The sequence below is a fragment of the Nocardioides bizhenqiangii genome (assembly GCF_034661235.1).
Lineage (GTDB): Bacteria > Actinomycetota > Actinomycetes > Propionibacteriales > Nocardioidaceae > Nocardioides > Nocardioides bizhenqiangii.
The window spans coordinates 4,134,616-4,159,205 of the sequence record NZ_CP141059.1 but is presented as its reverse complement, the minus strand read 5'-3'; the positions used below and the strand labels follow the sequence as shown (position 1 = coordinate 4,159,205).

At 70.9% G+C, this 24,590-nt stretch carries 19 protein-coding genes; 14 read left to right on the top strand and 5 right to left on the bottom strand.

All coding sequences use genetic code 11. The annotated features are described in order from the left end of the window. The first annotated feature begins 26 nt into the window (after positions 1 to 26). The 3 genes from SHK19_RS20205 (at position 27) to SHK19_RS20195 (ending at position 6,174) form a co-directional block, all read left to right on the top strand. Positions 27 to 3,323 carry a family 78 glycoside hydrolase catalytic domain gene (locus SHK19_RS20205; protein WP_322937284.1) on the top strand — a complete coding sequence of 1,099 codons (3,297 nt, stop codon included), beginning with the start codon at positions 27 to 29 and terminating at the stop codon, positions 3,321 to 3,323. Between the two features lie 111 nt (positions 3,324 to 3,434). Continuing rightward, positions 3,435 to 5,747, top strand: a complete 2,313-nt coding sequence (gene lon / locus SHK19_RS20200; protein ID WP_322937283.1) for an endopeptidase La — start codon at positions 3,435 to 3,437, stop codon at positions 5,745 to 5,747. Positions 5,748 to 5,802: 55 nt separating this feature from the next. After that, positions 5,803 to 6,174 (top strand): hypothetical protein, encoded by a 372-nt coding sequence (locus SHK19_RS20195; RefSeq protein WP_322454610.1) that lies wholly within the window; start codon positions 5,803 to 5,805, stop codon positions 6,172 to 6,174. A gap of 39 nt (positions 6,175 to 6,213) precedes the next feature. Here the strand turns inward: SHK19_RS20195 and SHK19_RS20190 are convergent, their stop codons facing one another. After that, positions 6,214 to 8,457, bottom strand: a complete 2,244-nt coding sequence (locus tag SHK19_RS20190; RefSeq protein ID WP_322937282.1) for an aminotransferase class III-fold pyridoxal phosphate-dependent enzyme — start codon at positions 8,455 to 8,457, stop codon at positions 6,214 to 6,216. Positions 8,458 to 8,529: 72 nt separating this feature from the next. Here SHK19_RS20190 and SHK19_RS20185 point away from each other — a divergent pair, with 72 nt between their 5' ends. The 3 genes from SHK19_RS20185 to SHK19_RS20175 all read left to right on the top strand — a co-directional run bounded on the left by SHK19_RS20185 (position 8,530) and on the right by SHK19_RS20175 (position 10,671). Then, a complete protein-coding gene (locus SHK19_RS20185) occupies positions 8,530 to 9,258 on the top strand; it encodes a VIT1/CCC1 transporter family protein (protein ID WP_322454612.1) in 729 nt (242 codons plus the stop codon). Next, a complete protein-coding gene (gene thpR, locus SHK19_RS20180) occupies positions 9,258 to 9,830 on the top strand; it encodes an RNA 2',3'-cyclic phosphodiesterase (RefSeq protein WP_322937281.1) in 573 nt (190 codons plus the stop codon). The genes SHK19_RS20185 and thpR overlap by 1 nt, the downstream gene beginning before the upstream one ends. Before the next feature lie 232 nt (positions 9,831 to 10,062). Further along, positions 10,063 to 10,671 (top strand): trimeric intracellular cation channel family protein, encoded by a 609-nt coding sequence (locus SHK19_RS20175; RefSeq protein WP_322454614.1) that lies wholly within the window; start codon positions 10,063 to 10,065, stop codon positions 10,669 to 10,671. A 4-nt stretch (positions 10,672 to 10,675) separates the two neighbouring features. Here the strand turns inward: SHK19_RS20175 and pntB are convergent, their stop codons facing one another. From pntB to upp, 3 genes are all read right to left on the bottom strand, one after another. Then, positions 10,676 to 12,112, bottom strand: a complete 1,437-nt coding sequence (gene pntB / locus SHK19_RS20170) for a Re/Si-specific NAD(P)(+) transhydrogenase subunit beta (protein WP_322937280.1) — start codon at positions 12,110 to 12,112, stop codon at positions 10,676 to 10,678. A 26-nt stretch (positions 12,113 to 12,138) separates the two neighbouring features. After that, entirely contained in the window at positions 12,139 to 13,668 is a 1,530-nt protein-coding gene (locus SHK19_RS20165; protein ID WP_322937279.1) for a Re/Si-specific NAD(P)(+) transhydrogenase subunit alpha, read from the bottom strand. A gap of 104 nt (positions 13,669 to 13,772) precedes the next feature. Beyond that, entirely contained in the window at positions 13,773 to 14,414 is a 642-nt protein-coding gene (upp, locus tag SHK19_RS20160) for a uracil phosphoribosyltransferase (RefSeq protein ID WP_322937278.1), read from the bottom strand. A 79-nt stretch (positions 14,415 to 14,493) separates the two neighbouring features. Here upp and SHK19_RS20155 point away from each other — a divergent pair, with 79 nt between their 5' ends. Both SHK19_RS20155 and SHK19_RS20150 read left to right on the top strand, forming a co-directional pair. Further along, positions 14,494 to 14,976 carry a tRNA adenosine deaminase-associated protein gene (locus SHK19_RS20155; RefSeq protein WP_322454618.1) on the top strand — a complete coding sequence of 161 codons (483 nt, stop codon included), beginning with the start codon at positions 14,494 to 14,496 and terminating at the stop codon, positions 14,974 to 14,976. Positions 14,977 to 15,014: 38 nt separating this feature from the next. Next, entirely contained in the window at positions 15,015 to 15,446 is a 432-nt protein-coding gene (locus SHK19_RS20150; RefSeq protein WP_322454958.1) for a nucleoside deaminase, read from the top strand. 30 nt (positions 15,447 to 15,476) lie between these two features. Here SHK19_RS20150 and xylB read toward each other — a convergent pair whose 3' ends face one another. Continuing rightward, a complete protein-coding gene (gene xylB / locus SHK19_RS20145) occupies positions 15,477 to 16,850 on the bottom strand; it encodes a xylulokinase (protein ID WP_322937277.1) in 1,374 nt (457 codons plus the stop codon). Positions 16,851 to 17,081: 231 nt separating this feature from the next. Here xylB and SHK19_RS20140 point away from each other — a divergent pair, with 231 nt between their 5' ends. The 6 genes from SHK19_RS20140 to xylA all read left to right on the top strand — a co-directional run bounded on the left by SHK19_RS20140 (position 17,082) and on the right by xylA (position 24,513). Next, complete coding sequence (locus SHK19_RS20140; protein WP_322454620.1) at positions 17,082 to 18,341, top strand: ROK family transcriptional regulator; 1,260 nt, start codon at positions 17,082 to 17,084, stop codon at positions 18,339 to 18,341. Further along, positions 18,338 to 19,849, top strand: coding sequence for a sugar ABC transporter ATP-binding protein (locus SHK19_RS20135; protein ID WP_322454621.1), 1,512 nt, complete (start codon positions 18,338 to 18,340; stop codon positions 19,847 to 19,849). The genes SHK19_RS20140 and SHK19_RS20135 overlap by 4 nt, the downstream gene beginning before the upstream one ends. Then, on the top strand, positions 19,846 to 20,898 hold the full coding sequence (locus SHK19_RS20130) for an ABC transporter permease (RefSeq protein WP_322454622.1): 1,053 nt from the start codon (positions 19,846 to 19,848) through the stop codon (positions 20,896 to 20,898). The genes SHK19_RS20135 and SHK19_RS20130 overlap by 4 nt, the downstream gene beginning before the upstream one ends. A 145-nt stretch (positions 20,899 to 21,043) precedes the next feature. Continuing rightward, positions 21,044 to 22,093: a substrate-binding domain-containing protein gene (locus SHK19_RS20125; protein WP_322454623.1), complete on the top strand. Its 1,050-nt coding sequence runs from the start codon at positions 21,044 to 21,046 to the stop codon at positions 22,091 to 22,093. 87 nt (positions 22,094 to 22,180) lie between these two features. Further along, the gene (locus tag SHK19_RS20120) at positions 22,181 to 23,356 is read left to right on the top strand and encodes a Gfo/Idh/MocA family protein (RefSeq protein WP_322454624.1); all 1,176 of its coding nucleotides are present in this window, start codon (positions 22,181 to 22,183) and stop codon (positions 23,354 to 23,356) included. Further along, positions 23,353 to 24,513, top strand: coding sequence for a xylose isomerase (gene xylA, locus SHK19_RS20115; RefSeq protein WP_322454625.1), 1,161 nt, complete (start codon positions 23,353 to 23,355; stop codon positions 24,511 to 24,513). The genes SHK19_RS20120 and xylA overlap by 4 nt, the downstream gene beginning before the upstream one ends. The last annotated feature ends 77 nt before the right edge of the window (positions 24,514 to 24,590 follow it).

Below are 24,590 nucleotides of genomic sequence, written 5' to 3'. Positions count from 1 at the left end.
CCATCACGACCTACTCGGAGGTACCTGTGAGAACACGACCCACCCGCCGGCTCCGGCGCGCCGCCCTCGTGATCGCGACGGCGGCCGTCGTCGCCCTGCCCGTCGTCGGCCACGCGCCGAGCGCCACGGCCGCGAAGGGCAGCAAGCCGTCCGCCCCGACGCGGCTGACCGTCGACGACCTGCGCAGCCCGCTCGACACCGACGAGACCCCGCGGTTCGGCTGGCTGCCTCAGGACGCGGACCCCAACGAGGTGCAGACGGCGTACAAGATCGAGGTGCAGGACGCGGACGGCACGCTTGTCTGGGACACCGACAAGGTGACGTCGTCCCAGCAGGCCTACATCGAGTACGACGGCGCGCCGCTCGACCCGGGCAGCGCGTACACCTGGCGGGTGCGGACCTGGGACAAGGACCACCTCCCGTCCCCGTGGTCGCGGTGGGAGTCGTTCGAGACCGGCCTCGGTGACGACGACTGGGGCGACGCCGCGTGGATCCGGCGGCCACCGGGCAATCCCGACGCGAGCTCGCTCAGCATCGTCGACGGGCGCGGCCGCGTGAGCGGCGGCAACGTCACGATCGCGAAGCCCGGACGGGACTGGACCGACTACGTCCTCACCATGGACGTCACCCCCGTCACCCGGGCGGCGGCCGTCGTCTTCCGTGCCCCGGACACCAACAACGGCTACATGTGGCAGCTGCACGCCAACGACAACGCGATCAAGACCCACCGGATGGTGGCGGGCGCGTTCCCCACCGACGCGCGACGTACCGTGCCGCACGTCATCGACACCGGCATCACCTATGAGCTCGGTATCCGCGTGGAGGGCCAGACGTTCACGACGAGCATCGACGGGAAGGTCGTCGACACGTGGACCGATCCCTCGCCGACCGGCTCCCGCGCCGGCACCGTCGGCTTCCGCGAGGCCAGTGGCGAGGTCGCCGACTTCGACGACATCCGGGTGACCTCGCTCGACGGCTCGACCGTGCTGTTCGAGGAAGACTTCTCGGGCGGTCTCGACCAGTGGGTCCGCGGCACGACCACCCGCGAGGCGGACGAGTACACGCTCGCACGCACCGTTGTCGACGTCCCTGCCGGTGAGGTCGTCCGCGCCCGGAGCTACCTCTCGGCCAGCCACACCGCCGAGCTCTACCTCGATGGCGAGCGCGCGGACAGGGTCACCAACTACGGCTACCCGGGCGAGGGCTACTACCAGGCCACCGACGTCACCGACCTGGTGACGCCGGGTGAGCCGCTGGCGGTCGCCGCCCTGCTGCACTGGTTCAGCGGTGGACAGGGCCGGGCCGCGGGCGAGCCGGGGCTCTTGGCCCGGATCGTGGTCGAGTACGCCGACGGCTCGGAGTTCACCGTCGTCAGCGACGGCTCGTGGAAGGTGCGACGCGGTCCCTACGTCCTCGTCGGCACCCGCAACGGTGAGGGGCTCTACGTCGAGCACCTCGACGGCACCGCGGTGCAGCGGATCGGCGCCTGGCGGCAGGAGGAGTACGACGACTCCGCGTGGTCCGACGCCGTCGTCGTCGGACAGCACCCGGTCGCGCCGTTCACCCACCTCGAGGGCCAGCAGACCAGCCTGGTCGAGACCGTCGTGCACCCGGAGCGGATCCTCCTCGCCGACGACGGCACGCCGGTCGCCGACTTCGGGAAGGTGATCCCGGCCCGACCCGCCGTCCACTTCGAGCAGGGCGTCGCCGGCCGGGTGATCACGATCCGCGCCAGCTACGGCCTGGCGAGCAACGGGCGGGCGTCCACCGCCACGGTCGACACGCAGGGCACCAACATGACGTTCCCCTACACCCAGGCCGACGGCGCCCAGGACTACCAGGCGTTCGGCCACCTCGGCTTCCGCTACCTCGAGGTGCCGGGAGCGGGCGAGGAGATCTCGGTCGACGACGTGACGGCGACCGTGGTGCACACCGCCTACCCGGAGGACGGGGCGGCGACGTTCGAGAGCTCCGACGAGACCCTGGACGCGGTGTGGGACCTGATGGACCGGTCGCTCGAGTACTCCGTCCAGGAGACGTTCGTCGACACCCCGACCCGGGAGCAGGGTCAGTTCCTGCACGACACCGTCAACATCTCCTACGGGCTGATTGCCACGGAGCACGACCGGGTGGCGACCCGGCAGGCGATCCGCGAGTTCATGCTCAGCCAGCAGCGGTACTGGACCTCCGGCAACGACGCCGGGCGCTACAACGCCGTCTACCCCAACGGCGACGGCAAGCGCGACATCCCCGACTTCACCGAGGTCGTGCCGGACTGGATCTGGCGCTATTACCTGGAGAGTGGTGACACCGCCCTGCTGGCCGACGTCTACGACGAGCTGAGCGCGACCGCCGACTACATCCGTCGCCACATCCCGGCGTCGGGCCCGACAAGCGGCCTGGTGACCCGACTGACCGGTGGCAGCGGCGCCTACCAGTACGGCATCGTCGACTGGCCGATGCACGGCCGGTTCGACTACGACATGACGGCAGCCACGCGCACCACGGTCAACGCGCTCGGTGTCGACGTGCTCCGGAAGGTCGCGCTCGTCGCCGAGGCGCTCGGCCGGCCGGCCGCGGAGGTGCAGTCGTACGTCGCCGACGCCGACGCCCTCGCCGACCGGATGAACGAGACCCTGCGCCGCGCCGACGGCACCTACGTCGACGGCCTGCTCGCCGACGGGTCGCAGAGCCCGCACGCCGGCCAGCACGCGACGTCGTACGCCGTGGCATTCGGGATCGCTCCCGAGGAGGACCTGCCCGCGCTGGGCGAGTACCTCGCAGGGATGGGCATGCGGCAGGGGCCGATGACCGCGCACTTCCTGGTCGAGGCGCTCGCTCGCACCGGTGCGGACGCCGGTCTGCTGGACCTCCTCACCAACGAGGACGACTACGGGTGGGCCGGGTGGCTCGCCGACGGCGGCACCTTCACGCCGGAGGCGTGGGAGCTGAGCGGCTCCGCGAACAGTGCCTCGCACGGCTGGGGCTCCAACGTGGCGGTGGACGTGCTCGACTCGGTGCTCGGGATCGACGTGACCGCTCCGGGTGCGGCCGAGGTCACCGTGTCGGTGCCCGACACCGGGCTGGGCCAGGCTTCGGGCTCGCGGATGACGCAGCGCGGCCGGGTCTCCTCCGAGTGGACGCGGGACGGCGACGACCTGCGCCTCACGACCGAGATCCCGGTCAACGTCGAGGCGGTCGTCGAGCTGCCGGCCGGGGAGTACGACGTGACCGGCGGCGCCGTGCTCGAGGAGCTGGGGACCGAGGACAGCGTGACGCGCTACCGCGTCGGCTCCGGCACCTGGTCCTTCGAGTCGGCCTGAGCCCGGCGCCAGCGCCGACCCGACCCCGAGTGCGGGCCGGGTCGGCGTTCGCCATCAGCGAACTCGCCCGCACGGCGGGAACGCCGCGCGTCGGCGCGAAGTTGAGCCCACATGACTCAAGTGGTGAAGCGGCTCCCGGTTCTCTTTCTCGATGACGTCGTCCTGCTGCCCGGCATGGTGGTGCCGATCGAGCTCGACGAGCCCGCCCAGGCGTCGGTCGACGCCGCCCGCGCGGCCGACCTGGAGGAGATCCTGGTCGCGCCCCGTCTCGACGGCCACTACGCGGCGTACGGCGTCGTCGCGACCCTCGAGAAGGTCGGCAAGTTCCGTGGCGGCGGACCGGCCGCGTTGCTGCGCACGGGCGAGCGTGCCCGCATCGGCAGCGGCGTCACCGGCCCGGGTGCCGCGCTGTGGGTCGAGGTCGAGCCGGTCGAGGAGCACGAGCCGACGGAACACGTCCGCGAGCTCGCCGCCGAGTACAAGAAGCTCGTCATCGCCGTGCTCCAGAAGCGCGAGGCGTGGCAGATCATCGACACCGTCAACGCCATCGACGACCCGGCGACGCTCGCGGACACGGCAGGCTGGGCGCCGTACCTCTCCACCGATCGCAAGCGCGAGCTGCTCGAGACGCCCCAGGTCGAGAAGCGGCTGGAGCTGCTGATCGAGTGGACCCGGGACTACCTCGCTGAGGCAGAGGTCAGCGACAAGATCAGCGAGGACGTGCGCGAGTCCGTCGAGAAGCGCAACCGGGAGTACCTGCTGCGCGAGCAGCTCCGCGCGATCCGCAAGGAGCTGGGCGAGGAGGACGGTGAGGGTTCCGACGACTACCGCGCCCGCGTGGAGGCAGCCGAGCTGCCGGATGCCGTACGGGAAGCCGCCCTGCGCGAGGTCGACAAGCTCGAGCGGTCCAGCGACCAGAGCCCCGAGGGCGGCTGGATCCGGACCTGGCTCGACACCGTGCTCGACCTGCCGTGGAGCACGCGGACCGACGACGCCACGTCGCTGAGCGACGCCCGCGCGGTGCTCGACGCCGATCACCACGGGCTGGACGAGGTCAAGGAGCGGATCGTCGAGTACCTCGGCGTCCGTTCGCGCCGTGAGGAGCGCGGGCTGTCGGTCGTCGGCGGCCGTGGCTCCGGTGCCGTGATCCTGTTGGCCGGGCCTCCGGGGGTCGGCAAGACCTCCCTGGGCGAGTCCGTCGCTCGCGCCACGGGACGGAAGTTCGTGCGCGTGTCGCTCGGCGGCGTCCGCGACGAGGCGGAGATCCGCGGCCATCGGCGGACGTACGTCGGCGCGCTGCCGGGCCGCATCGTCCGCGCGATCAAGGAAGCCGGCACGATGAACCCGGTCGTGCTGCTCGACGAGGTCGACAAGGTCGGTTCGGACTTCCGTGGCGACCCTGCCGCGGCTCTGCTCGAGGTGCTGGACCCCGCGCAGAACCACACCTTCCGCGACCACTACCTCGAGCTCGACCTGGACCTGTCCGACGTCCTGTTCATCGCCACGGCGAACGTCCTGGAGACGATCCCGCCCGCCCTGCTCGACCGGATGGAGCTGGTGACGATCGACGGCTACACCGAGGAGGAGAAGGTCGCCATCGCTCGCGACTTCCTCGTCCCGCGCCAGCTGGAGCGTGCGGCCGTCACCACTGACGAGGTGACCGTGACCGACGACGCGCTCCGCGAGCTCGCGGCGAACTACACCCGCGAGTCCGGAGTGCGTGTGCTCGAGCGGCTGCTGGCCAAGGCGTTCCGCAAGGTGGCGCTGGGCGACCTGCCGGCCGTCGTCGACGAAGCGGCGCTGAAGGACCTGGTCGGCCGGCCGCGCTTCACTCCCGAGTCGAGGGAGCGTACGGCGGTGCCGGGCGTGGCTTCAGGGCTCGCCGTGACCGGCATGGGCGGCGACGTCCTCTACATCGAGGCGTCGAGCCTGCCGGGCGACCAGGGCGGCCTGACGATCACCGGCCAGCTCGGCGACGTGATGAAGGAATCGGCTCAGATCGCTCAGTCCTACGTCCGCGCCCACGCCGACGAGCTCGGCGTCGACCGGGCCGTGCTGGACCGACCGGTCCACCTGCACGTGCCGGCGGGCGCCGTACCCAAGGACGGACCTTCTGCAGGCGTCACCATGACGACCGCGCTGGTGTCGCTGCTGACCGGGCGCACTGTGCGAGCCGAGGTCGGCATGACCGGCGAGGTGTCGCTGACCGGACGCGTGCTGCCGATCGGCGGTGTGAAGCAGAAGCTGCTCGCGGCGCAGCGGGCCGGGCTGACCGAGGTCTTCCTGCCGCAGCGCAACGAGCCAGACCTGGACGACGTCCCGGCCGAGGTGCTCGCCGCCGTCACCGTGCACCTGGTGTCCGACGTGCGGGAGATCCTCGCGACGGCGCTCGACCGTGCGGTCGGCGCGCACGCTGCGGCCTGATAACCGGCGGGCTCAGCTGATCGTGCGGGCTCGGCGCTGTGAGTACGCTCGGCGCGTGAGACGAGTCCTGCTCGGGGTGGGAGCCGCCGGCGGCATGCTCCTCGCGGCGGCCGGGTTCGTCGTACTGCTGAACCTCACGGTGTACGTCGACGCGTCGGTCCCGCCGCGGAGCGATCTGCCCGAGCTGCCGCGCGGGCTCAGCATCGTCAACGAGACCGAGGCTTGCGGCTCGGGGAGCTGCTACCGCGAGTTCGACATCAAGAGCAGCCGGGGTGAGTCCCCGGATTCCATCCTCGCCAGGCTCCCACCGGACGAGGAGTGCTCATCCCATTCGCTCGTCGACCGGCGACCGCTCTGCGTGGGCTACCGGCTCGGCCCGAACGGCCCGCAGGGGTACGTATCGCTCGGCAAGTGGCAGGGCTCGTGAAGCCTCTCTGAGTTGCCCGATCCCGTCGGCTGACCGGGGTCAGTGGAGCTCGGCGCAGGTAGCCGCCAGTGCCGTCGCCAGCTGGTCGACATCGTCGTCATCGAAGACCAGCGGCGGTCGGATCTTCAATGTGGCGCGGTCCCGGCCGGTGCGGCCGATGAGCACCCCGCGGTCCCGCATGCCCTCCACGATCCTGCCGGCGCGGTCGGCGTCCGGCCGCCCGGTGGCAGGGTCGACGACGTCGACGGCGAGCGCCAGGCCCCACCCGCGCACCGCCGACAGGTCCGGGTGGTCGTTCGCGACCTCGCGCAGGACGCCGAGCAGGTGCGAACCGACGACAGCGGCACGGTCGACGAGGTTCTCATCGTCGATGGTGCGCAGCACCGCCAGCGCCACGGCGCAGGCCGCGGTGCCACCGCCGAACGTGCTGAAGTAGTCGGTGCCGCGCACGAACGGGTCCACCAGTGCGGCCGGCCCGATGACGGCTGCGACCGGGTAGCCGTTGCCCATCGGCTTGCCCAGGGTGACGAGGTCGGCCGGCACGTCACCGGCCGCGAAGCTCCACAGGTGCAGCCCGGTGCGGCCGTGGCCCGCCTGCACCTCGTCGGCGACGTACAAGCCGCCGGCGTCGTGGACGGCAGCGGCTGCCGCCCGCGTCCATTCGTGGGCAGGCCCGAGCACCCCTTCACTGGTGAAGACACCGTCGACGAGCATCGCGGCCACGCCGTGGCCGGATCCCGCCAGGCTGCGGGCCGCGTCGACGACGGCCGCGGGGTCCGTCGGCGGCGGCGGCACCACCCGGATGTGGGCAGGCGGCCCCGCGTCGCGCCAGCTCTCGGGGGAGAACGCGTAGGTGGCCTCGGTGACGCCGTGGTAGGCCCACTCGGTGGCGATGCCGCCCGAGCTGCCGGTGGCGTGGCGCGCGATCCGCCAGGCCAGGTCGTTGGCCTCACTCCCGGAGTTGACGAGCAGCACCCGGTCGAACCGCTCCGGGACGGTGCCCAGCAGCCGTTCCGCGAGCTCGACGGGGGCGTCCTGGAGGTAGCGGCTGTTGGTGTTGAGGGTCGCCAGCTGCGCACGCGCCGCCGCCACCACGGCCGGGTGGGAGTGACCGAGCACCGGCACGTTGTTGTAGGCGTCGAGGTAGCGTCGGCCGTCGGCCGCACGGAGCTCGACGCCCTTGCCGCTGACGAGGTGCAGCGGTCGGTCATAGCTCAACTCCTGACCGCCGAACGCGCGCGCCCGCGCGGCGGCCAGGTCCTCGGTGGACCGGCCGGCACGGGATGGCGTCTCGAACCGGGTGGCGAGGACGTCCAGCCCGGTCGCCAGCATCGCCTCGAGCCGGAGATAGGCCTCGTCGTCGATCGGCGGCGCCCACCCCTGCTCGCGGGTGCGCCAAGCGGTGATGAGGACGGTGGCGGCGTACCGGCCGGCTATCAGGTCGGCGACGAGAGCGAGCTCCTCCGGCTCGAGCGGGGTGACCTCGCCGTAGCCGGCGACCACCTCGCCCGCCAGGTCGAGCCCGTCGGCGCGTTCACTGAGCAGGTCGGCCGCTGCGACCGCGAGGTCGCAGACCAACGCGGTGTGGGTCATGTCGCCGAAGTCGGTGATGCCGGTGACCACCATGCTGTCGTCCACAAGCACGTTCGTCGGCGCGAAGTCGTTGTGCACCACCTGGGCGCGGAGCCGGGGCAGCGCTGGGACGACCCGCCGCTCGAAGCGGTCGAGCACCACCTCGATCGCCGGACGCCGGTCAGCCGGGACCGCAGCGAGCCAGGACCGGAGCTCCGGCAGGCGCTGGATGTCCCACAGGATGGGGTGGGTCGCGGCCGGGTGGGCGAAGCCCCGGAGCGCCCGGCCAAGCCGGGCGCTGGTGCGCCCCCACTCGCGGAGAGGAACGGCGTCGGGCTCCGGGTGCCGGCCCTCCAGCCAGGTCAGCACCCAGGCCAGCGATCGACGGCCGTCCCGACCGGTCAGCTCAACCCACGGACGTCCGTCGCGGGTGGGGACGACCCCAGGTACCGGCAGCTCGGGAGCCACCGATCGCAGGTGCCGCAGTGCCGAGCACTGGAGGTCGAGCACCGACTCGCGGTCGGCCGGGTTGTGCACCTTCAACAGGTGGCGCTCGGGACCGGAGTCGAGCCGGAAGTTGCGGTCCCGCTCTCCGTGCAGGGGCGTCAGGTCGCCGGCCAGGCCCCAATGCTTCTCGACCGAGGCCCGCAGGGCGTCGAGGTCGAGATCGGGGCTCGGCACGGACAGCGGGTCGTCGGGTATGGCACTCACGTTGGGCATTGTGCCCCCAGCGCTCACCGTCGGCGTCCGCACCCGACCCGCCGGTTGGGGGAGAATGCCTCCATGAGCGAGGCAGCATCGATCGAGATCGGCGGTCACGCCGACGAGCCGCACGAGGAGGGCTTCAACGACCGCCTCAACTGGCTGCGAGCCGGGGTGCTCGGCGCCAACGACGGCATCGTCTCGGTCGCGGGCATCGTGCTCGGCGTCGCCGGTGCGACGACGGACCGCACGGCGATCCTGGTCGCGGGGGTCGCCGGCCTGGTCGCCGGCGCGATGAGCATGGCGGCCGGTGAGTACGTCTCGGTCAGCACCCAGCGCGACTCCGAGGAGGCGCTGATCGCGAAGGAGCGTCGCGAGCTCAGGGAGGATCCGGAGGACGAGCTCGCCGAGCTGGCGGGCCTCTACGCCGACAAGGGGCTGGACCCCGACCTGGCGCTGGAGGTAGCACGACAGCTGACCGCCAAGGACGCCCTCGGTGCCCACGCCGAGGCCGAGCTCGGCATCGACCCGGACGACCTCACCAGTGCGTGGAACGCCGCGTGGGTGTCCATGCTGTCCTTCACGCTCGGGGCGCTGTTGCCGCTGCTCACCATCCTTCTGGTCACGCCCGACCTCCGGGTATGGGTCACCGTCGCCGCGGTGGTGGCGGCCCTCGCGCTGACGGGCTGGGCCAGTTCCCGGTTCGGCTACGGCTCGGCCCGCCGGGCGATCCTCCGCAACATCGCCGGCGGGCTGCTGGCGATGGCCGTCACCCACCTGGTCGGGCAGGCGGTGGGAACCCAGATCTGATGGCGCGCCTGTTCTCCGCGATCGTCCCGGCCTCCGACGCCGTCGAGCACCTCGACGCGTTCCTCGAGCCACGCCGTGCCTCGGCAGAGTTCCGGTGGACGCTGCCCGAGCAGTTCCACGTCACGCTCGCCTTCATGCCGAGCGTCGCCGACCACCTCGTCGACGAGTACGCCGAACGCCTGGCCGGCGGGCTGGCGCGGATCCCGGTCCCCGTGCTGCGCCTTGCCGGGCCGGTCGCCTTCCCGAACGCCGCCGAGACCCGAGCGCTTGCGGTCGGGCTGGTGCCCGAGAGCGAGGGGGCGGACGTCGTACTCGAACGGATGGCGGGGCGCGCCCGCAACGCCGCCGTGGCCGTCGGCACCGAGGTCGACGGCCAGCGGTTCCGGCCCCACCTCACGATCGCGCGCCTGCGCCGTACCGCCGACACCACCAACTGGGTGCGGCTGCTGGAGACCTACACCGGTCCTGAGTGGCCGGTGCTCGCGGCCACCGTGATCGTCTCCCACCTCGGCGAAGGTCCCGGCAACCGCCCCCGCTACGAGACCGTCGCCGAGATCCCCCTCGGCCAGTAACCGCGAATCGGGGGACCTCGCCCGTCGAATCGGGGAAGTCCTCCCCTTGAATCGGGTGACTTCGCCCGTCGAATCGGGGGACTTCGCCATGCGAGTCCGGCCACTTCGACGGGTGATCTCCCCCGATTCGCGTGGCATTCTTCCCCGATTCGACGGGACGACTTCCCGGATTCGATGGGCGCAAGTTCCCGATTCGCGGGGGTGGTGACCGGTCGGCCACACTGACGGCGCCATGTTGCTGCTCATCCTCGACCTCCTCGGCATCGCGGTGTTCGCCGTGTCCGGCGCCCTCCTCGCAGTGCGGCAGCGGTTCGACATCGTCGGGGTGCTGGTGCTGGCGGCGATGACCGGCCTGGGCGGCGGTTGGATCCGGGACGTGCTGATCGGGGTGACGCCGCCGACGTCCCTGGCCGACTGGCGGTACCTGATCGTGCCGGTCGCCTGCGGGCTCCTCGCGTTCTGGTTCCATCCCGCCCTGGAGCGCATGGACCGGCCCGTCATCGTGTTCGACGCGTTCGGGCTCGGCCTCTTCGGAGTCGCCGGTGCGCTCACGGCGTCCGAGCACGGCGCCGGCCCGGTGCCGGCCGCGATCCTCGGCATGGTCACCTGCATCGGAGGCGGGATCATCCGGGACCTCCTCGCCGGACGGGTCCCGGTCGTGCTGACGACCGGCGAGCTCTACGCCATCCCGGCGCTGGCGGGCTCGGCGGTCGCCGCGGTCGGCTTCGAGCTCGGCGCACCGACCGTCGCCGTGGCGGTCCCGGCCGCCGCGCTCACGATCGGGTGGCGGCTGCTCGCGATCTGGCGCGGCTGGCGGGCACCGTCGCCGCGTCGTACCTGACCCGTCAGTCGGGCAGGCTGTGGATGATCTCGTCGACCTTGACCTTGGCGTCGCCGAAGAGCATCCGGCTGTTCTCGCGGAAGAACAGCGGGTTCTGGACGCCGGCGTAGCCGGTGGCCATCGAGCGCTTGAAGACGATCACCTCGGAGGCGTTCCAGACCTCGAGCACCGGCATGCCGGCGATCGGGCTGGTCGGGTCCTCCGCGGCGGCCGGGTTGACGGTGTCGTTGGCGCCGATGACGAGGACGACGTCGGTGTCGGGGAAGTCGTCGTTGATCTCGTCCATCTCGAGCACGAGGTCGTAGGGCACCTTGGCCTCGGCCAGCAGCACGTTCATGTGGCCGGGCAGTCGGCCGGCGACCGGATGGATTCCGAACCGTACGTCGACCCCCCGCGCCCTCAGCTTCGAGGTGAGCTCGGCGACGGGGTACTGCGCCTGGGCCACGGCCATGCCGTAGCCGGGCGTGATGATGACGGAGCGGGCGTCGGCGAGCAGGTCGGCGGCGTCGACGGACTGGATCTCCTTGTGCTCGCCGTAGTCGGTCTCGGCCCCCGTGGGCGCCTCGATGCCGAAGCCGCCGGCGATGACGGAGATGAACGAACGGTTCATCGCCTGGCACATGATGTAGCTCAGGTAGGCACCCGACGAGCCGACCAGCGCACCGGTCACGATCAGCAGGTCGTTCTCCAGCAGGAACCCCGAAGCCGCCGCGGCCCAGCCCGAGTAGCTGTTGAGCATCGACACCACGACCGGCATGTCGCCGCCGCCGATCGACGCGACCAGGTGCCAGCCCAGGGCGAGCGCGACGAGCGTGACCAGCACCAGCAGCCACAGCTGCGGGTCGATCACGAACCACACCGTCAGGACGCCGAACGCCGCCAGCGCGCCGAGGTTGAGGAAGTTCTTGCCCGGCAGCGTCATCGGCGCGGACTTGATCCGGGCGGAGAGCTTGAGGAACGCGACGATCGAGCCGGTGAAGGTGACGGCGCCGATGAAGACGCCGATGAACACCTCGGCGGAGTGGACGCCGAGCAGGTCCTGGGCTGCCAGTACGTCGGCGTGGTGGCTGCTGGGGTCGTCCTCGACCTCGAGGTAGCCGTTCCAGCCGACGAGGACGGCGGCCAGACCCACGAAGCTGTGCAGCAGCGCGATCAGCTCGGGCATCCCGGTCATCTCGACCACGCGGGACCGCCAGATGCCGATGACCGCGCCGATCGACATCGCGACGATCAGCAGCACCCATGCCAGTGCGTCGAGGTCGCTGTCGGCGGCGAGGGCGATCGTCGCTACCAGCGCGATCGCCATGCCGAAGATGCCGAACGTGTTGCCGACCTTGGCGGTCTCGTGCCGGGAGAGGCCGGCCAGGGCGAGGATGAAGAGCAGCGCCGCGACGATGTAGGCGGCGGTCGATGCGGTCTCGATCGAGATCAGGTCGTCCATGTTCTCTGGTCCTTACTGTCTGGCCGTCAGGACCGGGTGAAGAGTCCGAGCATGCGGCGGGTCACCGCAAAGCCACCGAACACGTTGATGCTGGCGAGCAGCGTCGCGACGAAGGCGATCAGCATGATCGCTGTGCTGTCCTCGCCGAGCTGCAAGAGGGCGCCGACCACGATGATCCCGGAGATCGCGTTGGTCACCGACATCAGCGGCGTGTGCAGTGCGTGGTGCACGTTGCCGATGACGTAGTAGCCGATCACGATCGCCAGCGCGAAGACCGTGAGCCGCTCCTGGAGCGGCGGCGGGCTGATCGAGATCAGCCCGAAGAGCACCAGCGCCGAGATGCCGACCGCCGTGATCCGGCCGCGCGCGGTGAGCTTGGCCTTCTCCTCCTTCATCCCGGCCGGGTGGGTGTCGACCACCTTCGGTGTCGCCGAGACCTGGACCGCCGGCGGCGGCCACATCGACTCGCCGTCCTTGACCACGGTCACCCCGCGCTGCACCACGTCGTCCATGTCCAGCGTGAGCACGCCGTCCTTCTCGGGCGTCAGCAGCTTGAACAGGTTGACGATGTTGGTGCCGTAGAGCTGGGAGGTCTGGGCGGCAAGCCGGCCGGCGAGGTCGGTGTAGCCGAGGATCGTGACGCCGTGGTCGGTGACGACGCGCTGGTCGGTCTCGGTGCCGGCGCAGTTGCCGCCGTTGGCCGCGGCCATGTCGATGATCACCGAGCCGGGGCGCATGTTGGCGACGGTGTCCTCGTGGATCAGCTTGGGCGCCGGGCGGCCGGGGATGAGTGCAGTGGTGATGACGATGTCGGCGGCCCGCGCCTCCTCGTCGTACATCTCCGCGGTCGCCGCTTCCTGCTCCGCGGTCATCTCCCTGGCGTAGCCGTCGGTGCTGACCTCGCTCTCGAAGTCGACCTCGACGAACTGCCCGCCCAGCGACTCGACCTGCTCCGCCACCTCGGGTCTTACGTCGAACGCCCGCACGATCGCGCCCATCGCGGAAGCCGCGCCGATCGCCGCCAGGCCGGCGACACCGGCGCCCACCACGAAGACCCGGGCGGGCGGCATCTTGCCGGCGGCGGTGACCTGACCGGTGAACATCCGGCCGAACTCGTGCGCGGCCTCGACGACGGCGCGGTAGCCGGCGACGTTGGCCATCGACGACAGCACGTCCATCGACTGGGCGCGGGAGATCCGCGGCACGGCGTCCATCGCCAGCGCGGTCACCCCCTGCGCGGCGAGCTGCTCGATCAGCTCAGGACTGCGCGCCGGTGCCATCATCGAGATGACCGTCGCCCCGGCGCGGAGCCGGCCGATCTCCTCGGCGGTCGGTGCGTTGACCTTGACCACGACATCCGCGGCCCACACCTCGTCGGCACTGCCGATGGTGACCCCGGCGTCAGTGAACGCCTCGTCGGCCTGGTCGGCGTGGGCGCCCGCGCCCGACTCCACCACCACGTCGTAGCCGAGCCCCTGGAGCTGGTTGGCCGTCTTCGCGGTCGCCGCCACCAGCGTCTCGCCGGCCTTCGACTCGCGGGGGATTCCGATCAGCATCACTGCCTCGCTTCCGGCTGGGTTCCGTGGATCCAGCGCAGGTCAACCTACAAGGCCGTGGACCCGGTGGGGCCGGACGTCCGCAGTACAGGCGTGAGGCAGGCTCAGCCGACGACGCCGTACAACCGGTCGCCGGCGTCGCCCAGGCCCGGCACGATGTAGCCCTTGTCGTTGAGGTGGTCGTCCATGGCCGCGACGACGACCGTGACCGGTACGTCGAGACCGCTGAGCTCCTCCTCGAGCCGGGCGCAGCCCTCGGGGGCGGCCAGCAGGCACACCGCGGTGATGTGGTCGGCGCCGCGGTCGGTGAGGAACCGGATGGCCGCGGCGAGGGTGCCGCCGGTCGCGAGCATCGGGTCCAGCACGTAGCACTGGCGCCCGCTCAGGTCGTCGGGCAGCCGCTCGGCGTACGTCGACGCCTCCAACGTCTCCTCGTTGCGCACCATCCCGAGGAAGCCGACCTCCGCGGTCGGGAGCAGCCGCATCATGCCGTCGAGCATGCCGAGCCCGGCACGCAGGATCGGTACGACGAGCGGCCGGGGCGCCGCGAGCTTGATTCCGGTGGTCGGAGCGACCGGCGTGACGATCTCCTTGTCCTCGACCCGGACGTCGCGCGTGGCCTCGTACGCGAGCAGGGTGACCAGCTCGTCGGCGAGGTTGCGGAAGGTCGGCGAGTCGGTCGTCTCGTCGCGGAGCACGGTCAACTTGTGGGCCACCAGCGGGTGGTCGACGACGAGGGTGCGCATGGCCCGAACTCTAGGGCGTTGCTCCCCGACGTGCGCTAACCCTCTGGCCTCATCCCGCCGCAGGTGTCACCCTTGAGTTGTGACGGCAACGGACGCAGTGGACTTCGCCCTGGCCGCCTACCGCGAGGAAGGCGTCTGGCAGGTTGCCGAGCTCACCCACGACCACGTGGACGACATCGAGAAGCTCGCGTCCGCGCTGCGTCGTTTCCCCGGTGACCACGGTGCGGTCGGACTGGTGGCGATCGACGAGGACTTCTTCGTCGTGGTCCGGGTCACCGGCCAGCAGACCCGGGTGCTGCTGTCCGACGTGACAGCAGCGTCCGAGTGGGAGCTGGCGGCCTCGGCGGTGGAGTTCCTGCAGCTGCCGATGCCCGAGGACGAGGACGACCCGGAGGCAGCCGGCGACCTGGACCTGCTGGGCGATCTCGGCGTTCCGGCGATGGACATGGCCGCGTTGCTCGACGACGAGGACGCCTACCCCGACGAGATGCTCTCCGACGTCGCTCGGCGGCTGGGGTTCGGCGAGCTCTTCGACGACGCCGTCGGGTTCACCTCGGCGTGATTTCTCCGTTGAGCCCCGCCGATCGTTGGCGGGAGCCGATGCTCGCCGCCCTCGCGGAGGCGCGCGCTGCCCTCGTCACCGACGACGTCCCGATCGGCGCGGTCGTCGTCGACGACACCGGCGCTGTGCACGCGACCGGTCGCAACGTCCGCGAGGCCGAGGCCGACCCGACGGGCCACGCCGAGCTGGTCGCGCTGCGGTCGGCAGCGCGCGACCGGGGAGATTGGCGGCTCGACGGGCTGACCCTGGTCGTGACGCTCGAGCCCTGCACCATGTGCGCGGGCGCCGCAGTGTTGGCCCGCGTCGACCGGATCGTCTTCGGCGCGTGGGACCCGAAGGCCGGCGCGGTCGGCTCGCTCTGGGACGTCGTCCGCGACCGTCGGCTCAACCACCGGCCCGAGGTCGTCGCCGGCGTGCTGGCGGACGAGGCCGGCGGACTCGTGCAGAGCTTCTTCGCTCGGCAGCGGTGATCGCGACGACGCGGCCCTGGTGAACGCCGGTCAAGCCTGGTCGCGCAGGGCGGCGTACTGCTCACGCACCGCCGGCGTCGGCGCCGCTTCCAGCACCACCTCGGCCGGGAGCGACCAGGAGGGAGGCTCCGGGGTGCCCGCGAGCGCCCACGCGGCCTGACGGGCCGCGCCCCGCGCGACGTACTCGCCTGCCGCTGGCACGACGACCGGTCGACCGAAGACGGCGGGCGCGAGTGCCCGAACCGCCGGGTTGCGTGCCGCGCCGCCGACGAGGAGCACCCGGCGTACGCCGCCGCCGGTCGCAGTCATCAGCGCGTCGACGGCGTCCGCGAGGGAGCAGAGCAGCGCCTCGAACGCCGCGCGCGCGAGGTCGGACCTGGTCGTGCGGGGGGTGAGCCCGCTCCACACGCCGACTGCGTCCGGTCGGTTCGGAGTGCGCTCGCCGCCGTAGTAGGGCAGCATCACCACGCCGTTGGAGCCGGGCGGTGCCTGGAGGGCGAGGCGCGCGAGCTCGTCGTGATCGATGCCGAGCCACGCGGCCTGCAGGTCGAGGATGCCGGCCGCGTTCATCGTCGCCACCAACGGCAGGAACCCTCCGGCCGCGTCGGCGAACCCGGTCACGACTCCGCTGGCGTCGGCGACCGCAGCGGGGGAAACGGTCGACGCGACACCGGACGTGCCGATCGACACGAGGACGTCGCCGGGCTCCAGACCGAGGCCGAGCGCGGCTCCCATGTTGTCACCGGTGCCGGGAGCGACCGGGCGACCGGTCAATGTGTGACCGGCGACAGCGCCCGGCGGGAGGATCGTCGGCAGTGCGACGTCGTGGCCGAGTGCGAGCTCCACGATGTCGTGCCGCCATGCACCCTTCCGGATGTCGTAGTAGCCGGTGCCGGACGCGTCGCCCCGGTCGGTGAAGGCAGCCGTTCCGGGCTCGGAGAGGTGTCGCGACACATAGTCGTGAGGGAGCAGGACCTCGGCGATCCGGCCGGCGTGGTGGGGCTCGTGGTCGCGGAGCCAGCGCAGCTTGGTGACGGTGAACGAGGCGACCAGCACGCTGCCCAGGGTGTCGACGCACGCCTCCGGGCCGCCCAGCTCACGGACGAGGGACTCCGCCTGCGGCGCCGACCGGGTGTCGTTCCAGAGCAGCGCGTCGCGGACGGGCAGGCCGTCGGCGTCGAGCGCCACCGCGCCGTGCTGCTGGCCGGCGACCGCGACCGCCGCGGCCCGGTCCAGCAGAGGGGCGACCGCCTGGTCGCACGCCGCGAGCCACGCGCGCGGGTCCACGCTGGTGCCGGGTGGGTGCGGAGCGGTCCGCTGGTCGACCACGGTCCCGTCGGCGGCGTCCACCAGCACCGCCTTCGTCGACTGCGTCGAGGAGTCGAGTCCGAGGAGCAGCGGCATGTGCGGATATTTGTACGACTCATGAACAAAGTCAATGGCACTGACGCCGCGAAATCGGCCTGTTACGGGGCAATCTGCGCCTCAATCTCCGCCATCGCTCGCCCAGCAGGCGCCGCGAATCCACAACTAAGGGTTGCCAAGATCGACCGCCGGGCTTAGTTTGTGCGACGAACCAACAAAGACGTGACGCCGATCACACCGCATCCTTAGGTCATGACGAGGAGACATCCGTTGACGCAGACCACCGCTGCCGTCCCTGCGGGCTCGCGGGTCGACCAGCACGACTTGCGGAGGACCAACCTCGGTCTGGTCCTGCGCTGGCTGCGCGACCACGGTCCGCGGTCGCGGGCGACCCTCGCGGCGGAGGTGGGGATGACGCGGTCCACCGTGTCGAGCCTGGTCGGGGAGCTCTCGGACCGGGGGTTGGTGCGCATCGGCAACGAACAGCGGGGCACGGTGGGCCGGCCGGGGCTCGCGATCGAGCTGGACGGCAGGACCGTCTGCGGGATCGGCGCCGAGGTCAACGTCAACCACGTCTCCACGCTCGCCCTCGACCTCTCGGGCCGGGTGCTCGCCGAGCACAAGCTGGCGCTCGATGCACACGACGTCCCCGTGGAGGACGTCCTCGACCGCCTCGCGGGGCTGGTGCGCCACACCATCGCGGACCTGCAGAGCCAGGCGATCACGCCCGTCGGGCTCACGGTCGGCATCGCCGGGCTCGTCGACCGCGTCAACGAGGTCCTCACCCACGGTCCGAACCTCGATTGGCGTGACGTGCCCGTCGGTCAGCTGCTGCGAACGACGATCGGCAACGACATCCCGATCGTCATCGACAACGAGGGCAACCTGGCCGCGATCGCCGAGGCGACGCCCGGGGACGCCGACCGGCAGGACATCCTCGTCATCTTCGGTGAGATCGGCGTCGGCGGCGGCATCGTCGCCGGTGGCCGTCTGCTGCGGGGGCGCCAGGGGTACGCCGGGGAGTTCGGTCACATCACGGTCCAGCCGGGTGGTCGTGCCTGCGGGTGCGGTCGGCGCGGATGCTGGGAGACCGTCTGCGGCCTCGGCGCCCTGCTGGAGCTCGCGGCCGACCCTGACGACCCAGTCCGCAACCCGGCGTCGGCCCTCGACGACCGGCTGACCGAGCTGAACCGGCGGGCGGATCGCGGCGACGAGCGGACGGTCGAGGCGCTGACCGCGGTCGGCCAGTGGGTCGGGGTCGGAGCAGCGATGCTGACCAACGTCCTCAACCCGGCGGCGATCGTCCTCAGCGGCTACTTCGCAGCGGTCGGACACCACATGCAGCAGGAGATCGAGACCCAGCTGGCCGCTGGCGTCCTGGCTCCGGACGCCGGCGGCACGCGCGTCGAGTTCTCCCGGTTGGGCTTCGGTGCCGCGGTCAGGGGCGGAGCGCTCAGCGCGCTCGAGACCGTGTTCAACGACCCGACGAGCGTCGGACCACGATCTGCCGAGGGAGCCGTCCTGTCATGACCACGACCGACGCCGCACTGCTCGAGATGCGAGGGATCGTCAAGGAGTTCCCGGGCGTCCGCGCCCTCGGTGGGGTCGACCTGTCGGTTCGCTCCGGTGAGGTGCACTGCCTGCTCGGTCAGAACGGCGCGGGGAAGAGCACGCTCATCAAGACGCTGGCAGCGGCCTACCGGCCCGATGCAGGTTCGATCTACTGGGCCGGCGAGGAGGTCTCGTTCGGGTCGCCGATGGCCGCCATCAACGCCGGGATCTCGACGATCTACCAGGAGCTCGACCTGGTGCCGCACCTCAGCGTGGCGGAGAACATCTTCCTCGGCCACGAGATGTCCCGGGCGGGACTGATGCAGCGGGGCCGCGCCAACAAGCACGCACGTCAGCTGCTCACCCGGCTCGGGCACGGCGACATCGCTCCGGCGACGGCGGTCGGTGACCTCTCGTCCGCCAGCCAACAGGTCGTCAGCATGGCCCGTGCGCTGTCGCACGACACGAAGCTGCTCATCCTCGACGAGCCCTCGGCCGTGCTGGACCAGGGCGAGGTCGAGAACCTGTTCCGCGTGATCAGGTCGCTGACGTCCGAAGGCGTCGCGATCATCTACATCTCCCACCGGCTCGAGGAGATCCGTGAGATCGGCGACCGGATCACGGTGCTGAAGGACGGTCGCACGGTCGCGACCGGTCTTCCTGTCGCCGAGACGCCGACCAAGCGGCTCATCGAGCTGATGACGGGACGCTCGATCGAGTACGTCTTCCCGCTCCGACCGGAGCTGCCGCCCGGCGACGAGGTCCTCGCCGTCGACGGTCTCGGCTCCGGCAACCTAGTCTCCGGGGTGTCGTTCAGCGTCCGGGCCGGTGAGATCGTCGGTCTCGCCGGTCTGGTCGGGTCCGGCCGCTCCGAGATCCTCGAGACGATCTACGGAGCCCGGCGGGCCACGGCCGGCACCGTCACTGTCGACGGCAAGCGGCTGCGCACCGGCTCTGTCGTCGGCGCGGTGCGCGCTGGTGTCGGTCTCGCGCCCGAGGAGCGGAAGAGCCAAGGACTGCTGCTCGACCACGCCGTCTACCAGAACATCACGGTTTCCGTGCTCAACCGGTTCGCGCGAGCGGGCTTCCTCGACTCGCGAGCGGAGCGGAAACGAGCCACGGAGCTCACCCAGGCCCTCGACGTGCGGCCTCCCGGTGTCGAGCGTGCGGTCCGGACGCTGTCCGGAGGCAACCAACAGAAGATCGTGCTGGCGCGCTGGCTCCTCCGGGAGTGCCGAGTACTGCTCCTGGACGAGCCGACGCGAGGCGTCGACGTCGGTGCCCGGTCGGAGATCTACCAGCTGGTACGGGCGTTGGCGGACTCAGGAGTCGCCGTCGTCGTCGTGTCGAGCGAGGTCGAAGAGGTCATCGGGCTCTCCGACCGCGTCCTGGTGGTGCGCGAGGGCCGTCTGGTCCATGAAGCGCCGGCCACCGAGATCAACGAAGCGCAGGTCCTGGACCTCGTGATGGAAGGGAAAGTCGCATGACGGAGAGCCCGACCGGCCTCTCGCACTCCCCGGGTGGCCACGCCCTCCAGGCGGACGCCGCTCCCAAGGAGCGCGACAACACAGCGCTCGCGGTGCTGGGCAGCAGCATCGGCCGCAACCTGGGACTGGTCGTCGCCCTGGCCGTGCTGTGCACGGTGGGCGCGATCACCGCGGGGGAGCGCTTCACCGACATCGACAACGCGATGACGATCCTCAGGCTGGCGGCCACGATCGGCGTGGTCAGCATCGGCATGACGTTCGTGATCACCGGCGGTGGTATCGACCTGTCCGTCGGCGCCATCCTCGCCCTGTCGTCGGTGTGGTGCACCACGCTCGCCACCCAGCAGCTGGCGCAGGACACGCACTGGATCGTGATGGTGGGTACGGCGCTCGCGGTCGGGGCCGGCTGCGGGTTGGTCAACGGGGTGCTGATCTCCTACGGAGGAGTGGTGCCGTTCATCGCCACGCTCGCGATGCTCGCGAGCGCGCGTGGACTGGCCGAGGTGATCTCGAACCGGAAGACCCAGATCGTGAACGTGCCCGGATTCGAGGAGTTCTTCGACGGCAAGGTCCTCGGACTGCCGATGCAGGTCTGGTTGTTCGTCCTGGTCGCCGCCGCCGGGTGGGTGCTGCTGAACCGGACGACCTTCGGCCGCCGCACCCTCGCCGTCGGCGGGAACCCGGAGGCCGCGCGGCTCGCCGGTATCAACGTCAAGCGACACACGGTCATGCTCTACATGCTCGTCGGCCTGTGCTGCGGAGCGGCGGCACTCATGCTGGTCGCGCGCACCACCACCGGCAGCTCGACCCACGGCCAGCTCTACGAGCTCGACGCGATCGCCGCCGTCGTCATCGGTGGGACGCTCCTGTCCGGCGGGCGCGGCACCATCGTCGGCACCGTCCTCGGCGTGCTGATCTTCACCACGCTCACGAACGTCTTCACGCTCAACAACCAGTCCGTCTCGGAGCAGGCGCTCCTGAAGGGGGCGATCATCGTCGCCGCGGTGCTGCTCCAGCAACGGTTCGCGTCGCGCCGCAACACCAGCTGACCGACGGCCTGAGCACAGGCCGGATCGATCTCTCGGACCGCCGCCCAGCAGCCCGGACATGGGCACGGCGGGGCGACAGCACACCCAAAAAACGGGCTCACGCCCCAACACCGCACCACCACCCCTACAGAACGGGAGCAGCACGATGAACACCTTGCCCATCAAGAAAGCGTGGGTCGGCCTCGTCGCCGGCGTCGCGGCCTTATCGCTCGTTGCCTGCACGGGCAACGACTCCGGCGACGACACGGAGCTGAGGGGAGGCACGTCAGAGGCCGACGCCGGCTCGAACGACGAAGAAGGAGAGACCGTCGTCATCGGCTTCTCGGCGCCAGCGGCCGACCACGGCTGGATGGGATCGATCACCGAATCGGCCAAGCGGCTGGCGGAGCAGTACGACGACATCGAGCTGCGGGTCGCCGAGGGCACGAACGACGTGAACCTCCAGATCAGCCAGGTCGAGACGTTCATCAACGAAGGTGTGGACGCCATCGTCCTGCTGCCGTTCGACGGTGCGGCCATGACGCCGGTCGCTCTCCAGGCGATGGAGGCCGGCATCCCGGTGATCAACGTCGACCGCGAGTTCGACGACCCGAACGCTGCTCGCGTCACCGTCCTGGGTGACAACTACGGCATGGGCGTCTCGGCGGGTCAGTACATCTGCTCCGAGGTCGGCGACGACAAGGACGCCGTGGTCGCCGAGATCGCCGGCATCGACAGCCTGCCGCTCACCCAGGACCGCAGCCAGGGCTTCGAGGACGCACTCGCCGAGTGCGGCCTGGACGTCGACAACCGCGTGGCCGCCGACTTCACGGTGGAGGGCGGCGAGGAGGCCGCGACCAACCTGCTGCAGGCCGCACCGGAGATCGACGCCATCTGGAACCACGACGACGACCAGGGCGTCGGCGTGCTCGCGGCGATCGAGAACGCCGGACGCGACGAGTTCATCATGATCGGCGGCGCCGGCTCCGCGAACGCGATGCGCGAGATCCAGTCAGGCGACAGCGTCCTGAAGGCGACGGTGATCTACCCGTCCACGCAGGCCGCGGACGGGATCAAGCTGGCCCGGCTCCTGGTCCAGCAGAAGGCGATGAGCGACCTGGTCGAGGTCGAGGTGCCCCGCACCGTCCAGCTCTACGCGCCGGTCGTCACCGAGGACAACGTCGACGAGTACATCGACTCCGCCTTCGAGTCCTGAGCCGGCACGACACCACGGCAACCGACGTGCCCCTGCCCCGGTCGGGGCACGTCGGCGGCCGCCTTCTCACCGAGGGGAGCACTGGAGATGACGACCAACAACACGCGGCTCTCGGTCGCGATGATCGGGCACGCGTTCATGGGCGCTGCCCACTCGCAGGCCTGGCGCACGGCGCCTCACTTCTTCGACCTGCCCATGGACGTCCGCATGGCGCTCGTCTGCGGGCAGGACGGGAAGCGGGCCGCGGCTGCGGCTGAACGGCTCGGTTGGGCAGACAGCGCCCCCGACTGGCGCATCGCGATCGAGCGTGACGACATCGACCTCGTCGACATCTGCACGCCGGGCCACACCCACGCCGAGGTCGCGATAGCGGCGCTCGACGCCGGCAAGCACGTCCTCTGCGAGAAGCCGTTGGCGAACACCGTCGACGAGGCGGAGCGGATGGCGGCCGCGGCGGAACGCGCCGCCGCCCATGGCATTCGCGCGATGGTCGGCTTCACCTACCGCCGGGTCCCAGCGGTGGCGCTCGCCCGACGACTGGTGGAGGAGGGTCGGATCGGCGAGATCCGCCACGTCCGTGCTCAGTACCTCCAGGACTGGATCACCGATCCCGAAGCGCCGCTCTCATGGCGGTTGGAGAAGGACAAGGCCGGGTCCGGTGCGCTGGGTGACATCGGTGCACACATCATCGACCTCGCTCAGCACATCGTCGGCGACCAGATCCTCGCGGTCGTCGGGCACACCGAGACGTTCGTGAAGGAACGCCCGCTCGCTGCTGAGCACGCCGGCCTCTCCGGCACAGCTTCCGCCGAGCGCGGCCAGGTCACCGTCGACGACGCGGCGGTCTTCCTCGCCCGGTTCGGGAAGGGCGCCGTGGGCGTGTTCGAGGCGACCCGGTTCGCGACCGGCCGCAAGAACACCATCCGGGTCGAGGTCAGCGGCTCGGCCGGGAGCGTCGCCTTCGACTTCGACGACATGAACGTCCTGGAGTTCTACGACGCGACCGAGCCGGCGGAGACGGCCGGGTTCCGCAGGATCCCGGTGACCGAGCCGGGACACCCGTACGTCGGTGCGTGGTGGCCGGCCGGACACTGGCTCGGCTACGAGCACGGCTTCACCCACCAGGTCGTCGATCTCGTCCACGCGATCGCGGACGGCGCCGACCCCGCTCCTTCATTTCTCGACGGCCTCCAGGTCCAGCGGGTGCTCTCCGCCGTCGAGACCAGCTCGGACACCCGCTCGTGGCAGGAGATTCCCCGATGACCGAGTACACCCCCACCTTGCTCGACAAGTTCTCCTTCGGCCTGTGGACGGTCGGTTGGCAGGGTGTCGACGTCTTCGGTCCCGCCAGCCGGGCGCCCATGGACCCGGTCGAGGCGACCCACCGACTGGCGGAGATCGGGGCCGCCGCCGTGTCGTTCCACGACGACGACCTGGTGCCCGACGATGCTCGCCGGCAGCAGACCCTCGACCTGTTCGGCAAGGCGCTCGCCGACACCGGCCTGCGCGTCGAGATGGTCACCACCAACCTCTTCAGCGACCCCGTCTTCAAGGAGGGCGGCCTGACGGCGAACGACCGTCGTGTCCGCCGCTACGCCATGTCGAAGGTCCTGCGCAACATCGACCTCGCCGCCTCGCTCGGTGCCGAGACGTTCGTGCTCTGGGGCGGCCGGGAGGGCGCCGAGCACGGTGCCGGCAAGGACGTGGGCGCCGCGCTGGAGCGCATGAAGGAGTCCCTCGACCACCTCTGTGACTACGTTCGCGACCAGGGCTACTCGATGCGGTTCGCCCTCGAGCCCAAGCCGAACGAGCCGCGCGGCGACATCCTGCTCCCCACGATCGGGCACGCACTGGCGCTGATCTCCGAGCTGGAGCACCCGGAGATGGTGGGGCTCAACCCGGAGGTCGGGCACGAGGAGATGGCCGGGCTCAACTTCGCCCATGGGATCGCCCAGGCGTTGTGGCACGGGAAGCTCTTCCACGTCGACCTCAACGGCCAGCACGGGCCTCGCTTCGACCAGGACCTGCGCTTCGGCGCCGGCAACCTGCGCGGGGCGTTCTGGACCGTCGACGCCCTGCTCGGCGGCGGCACCGACAGGGCGTACGACGGATACGTGCACTTCGACTACAAGCCGCCGCGCGCCGAGGCCGACGACGGGGTGTGGGAGTCGGCTCGTGCCTGCATGCGCAACTACCTCATCCTTCGGGAGCGCGTGACCGCCTTCCGGGCCGACCCGGACGTGAAGGCCGCGCTGTCAGCGGCCTGCGTGGACGAGCTCGCCGTACCCACCCTCGGACCGGAGGAGACGCTGGCCGACCTCCGCGCCGAGCACCATCCGCTCGACGAGCTGGCCACGCGCAGCGTGGCGATGGAAGCACTCGACCAGCTCGCTCTCGAACACCTCCTCGGCGTCCGCTGAGGGGATCGCAACACCTGCCTGTCCACCTAGGGGCCGACGACCGGGGACCCGCCTCGGAACCAGCGGAGCGCACGGAT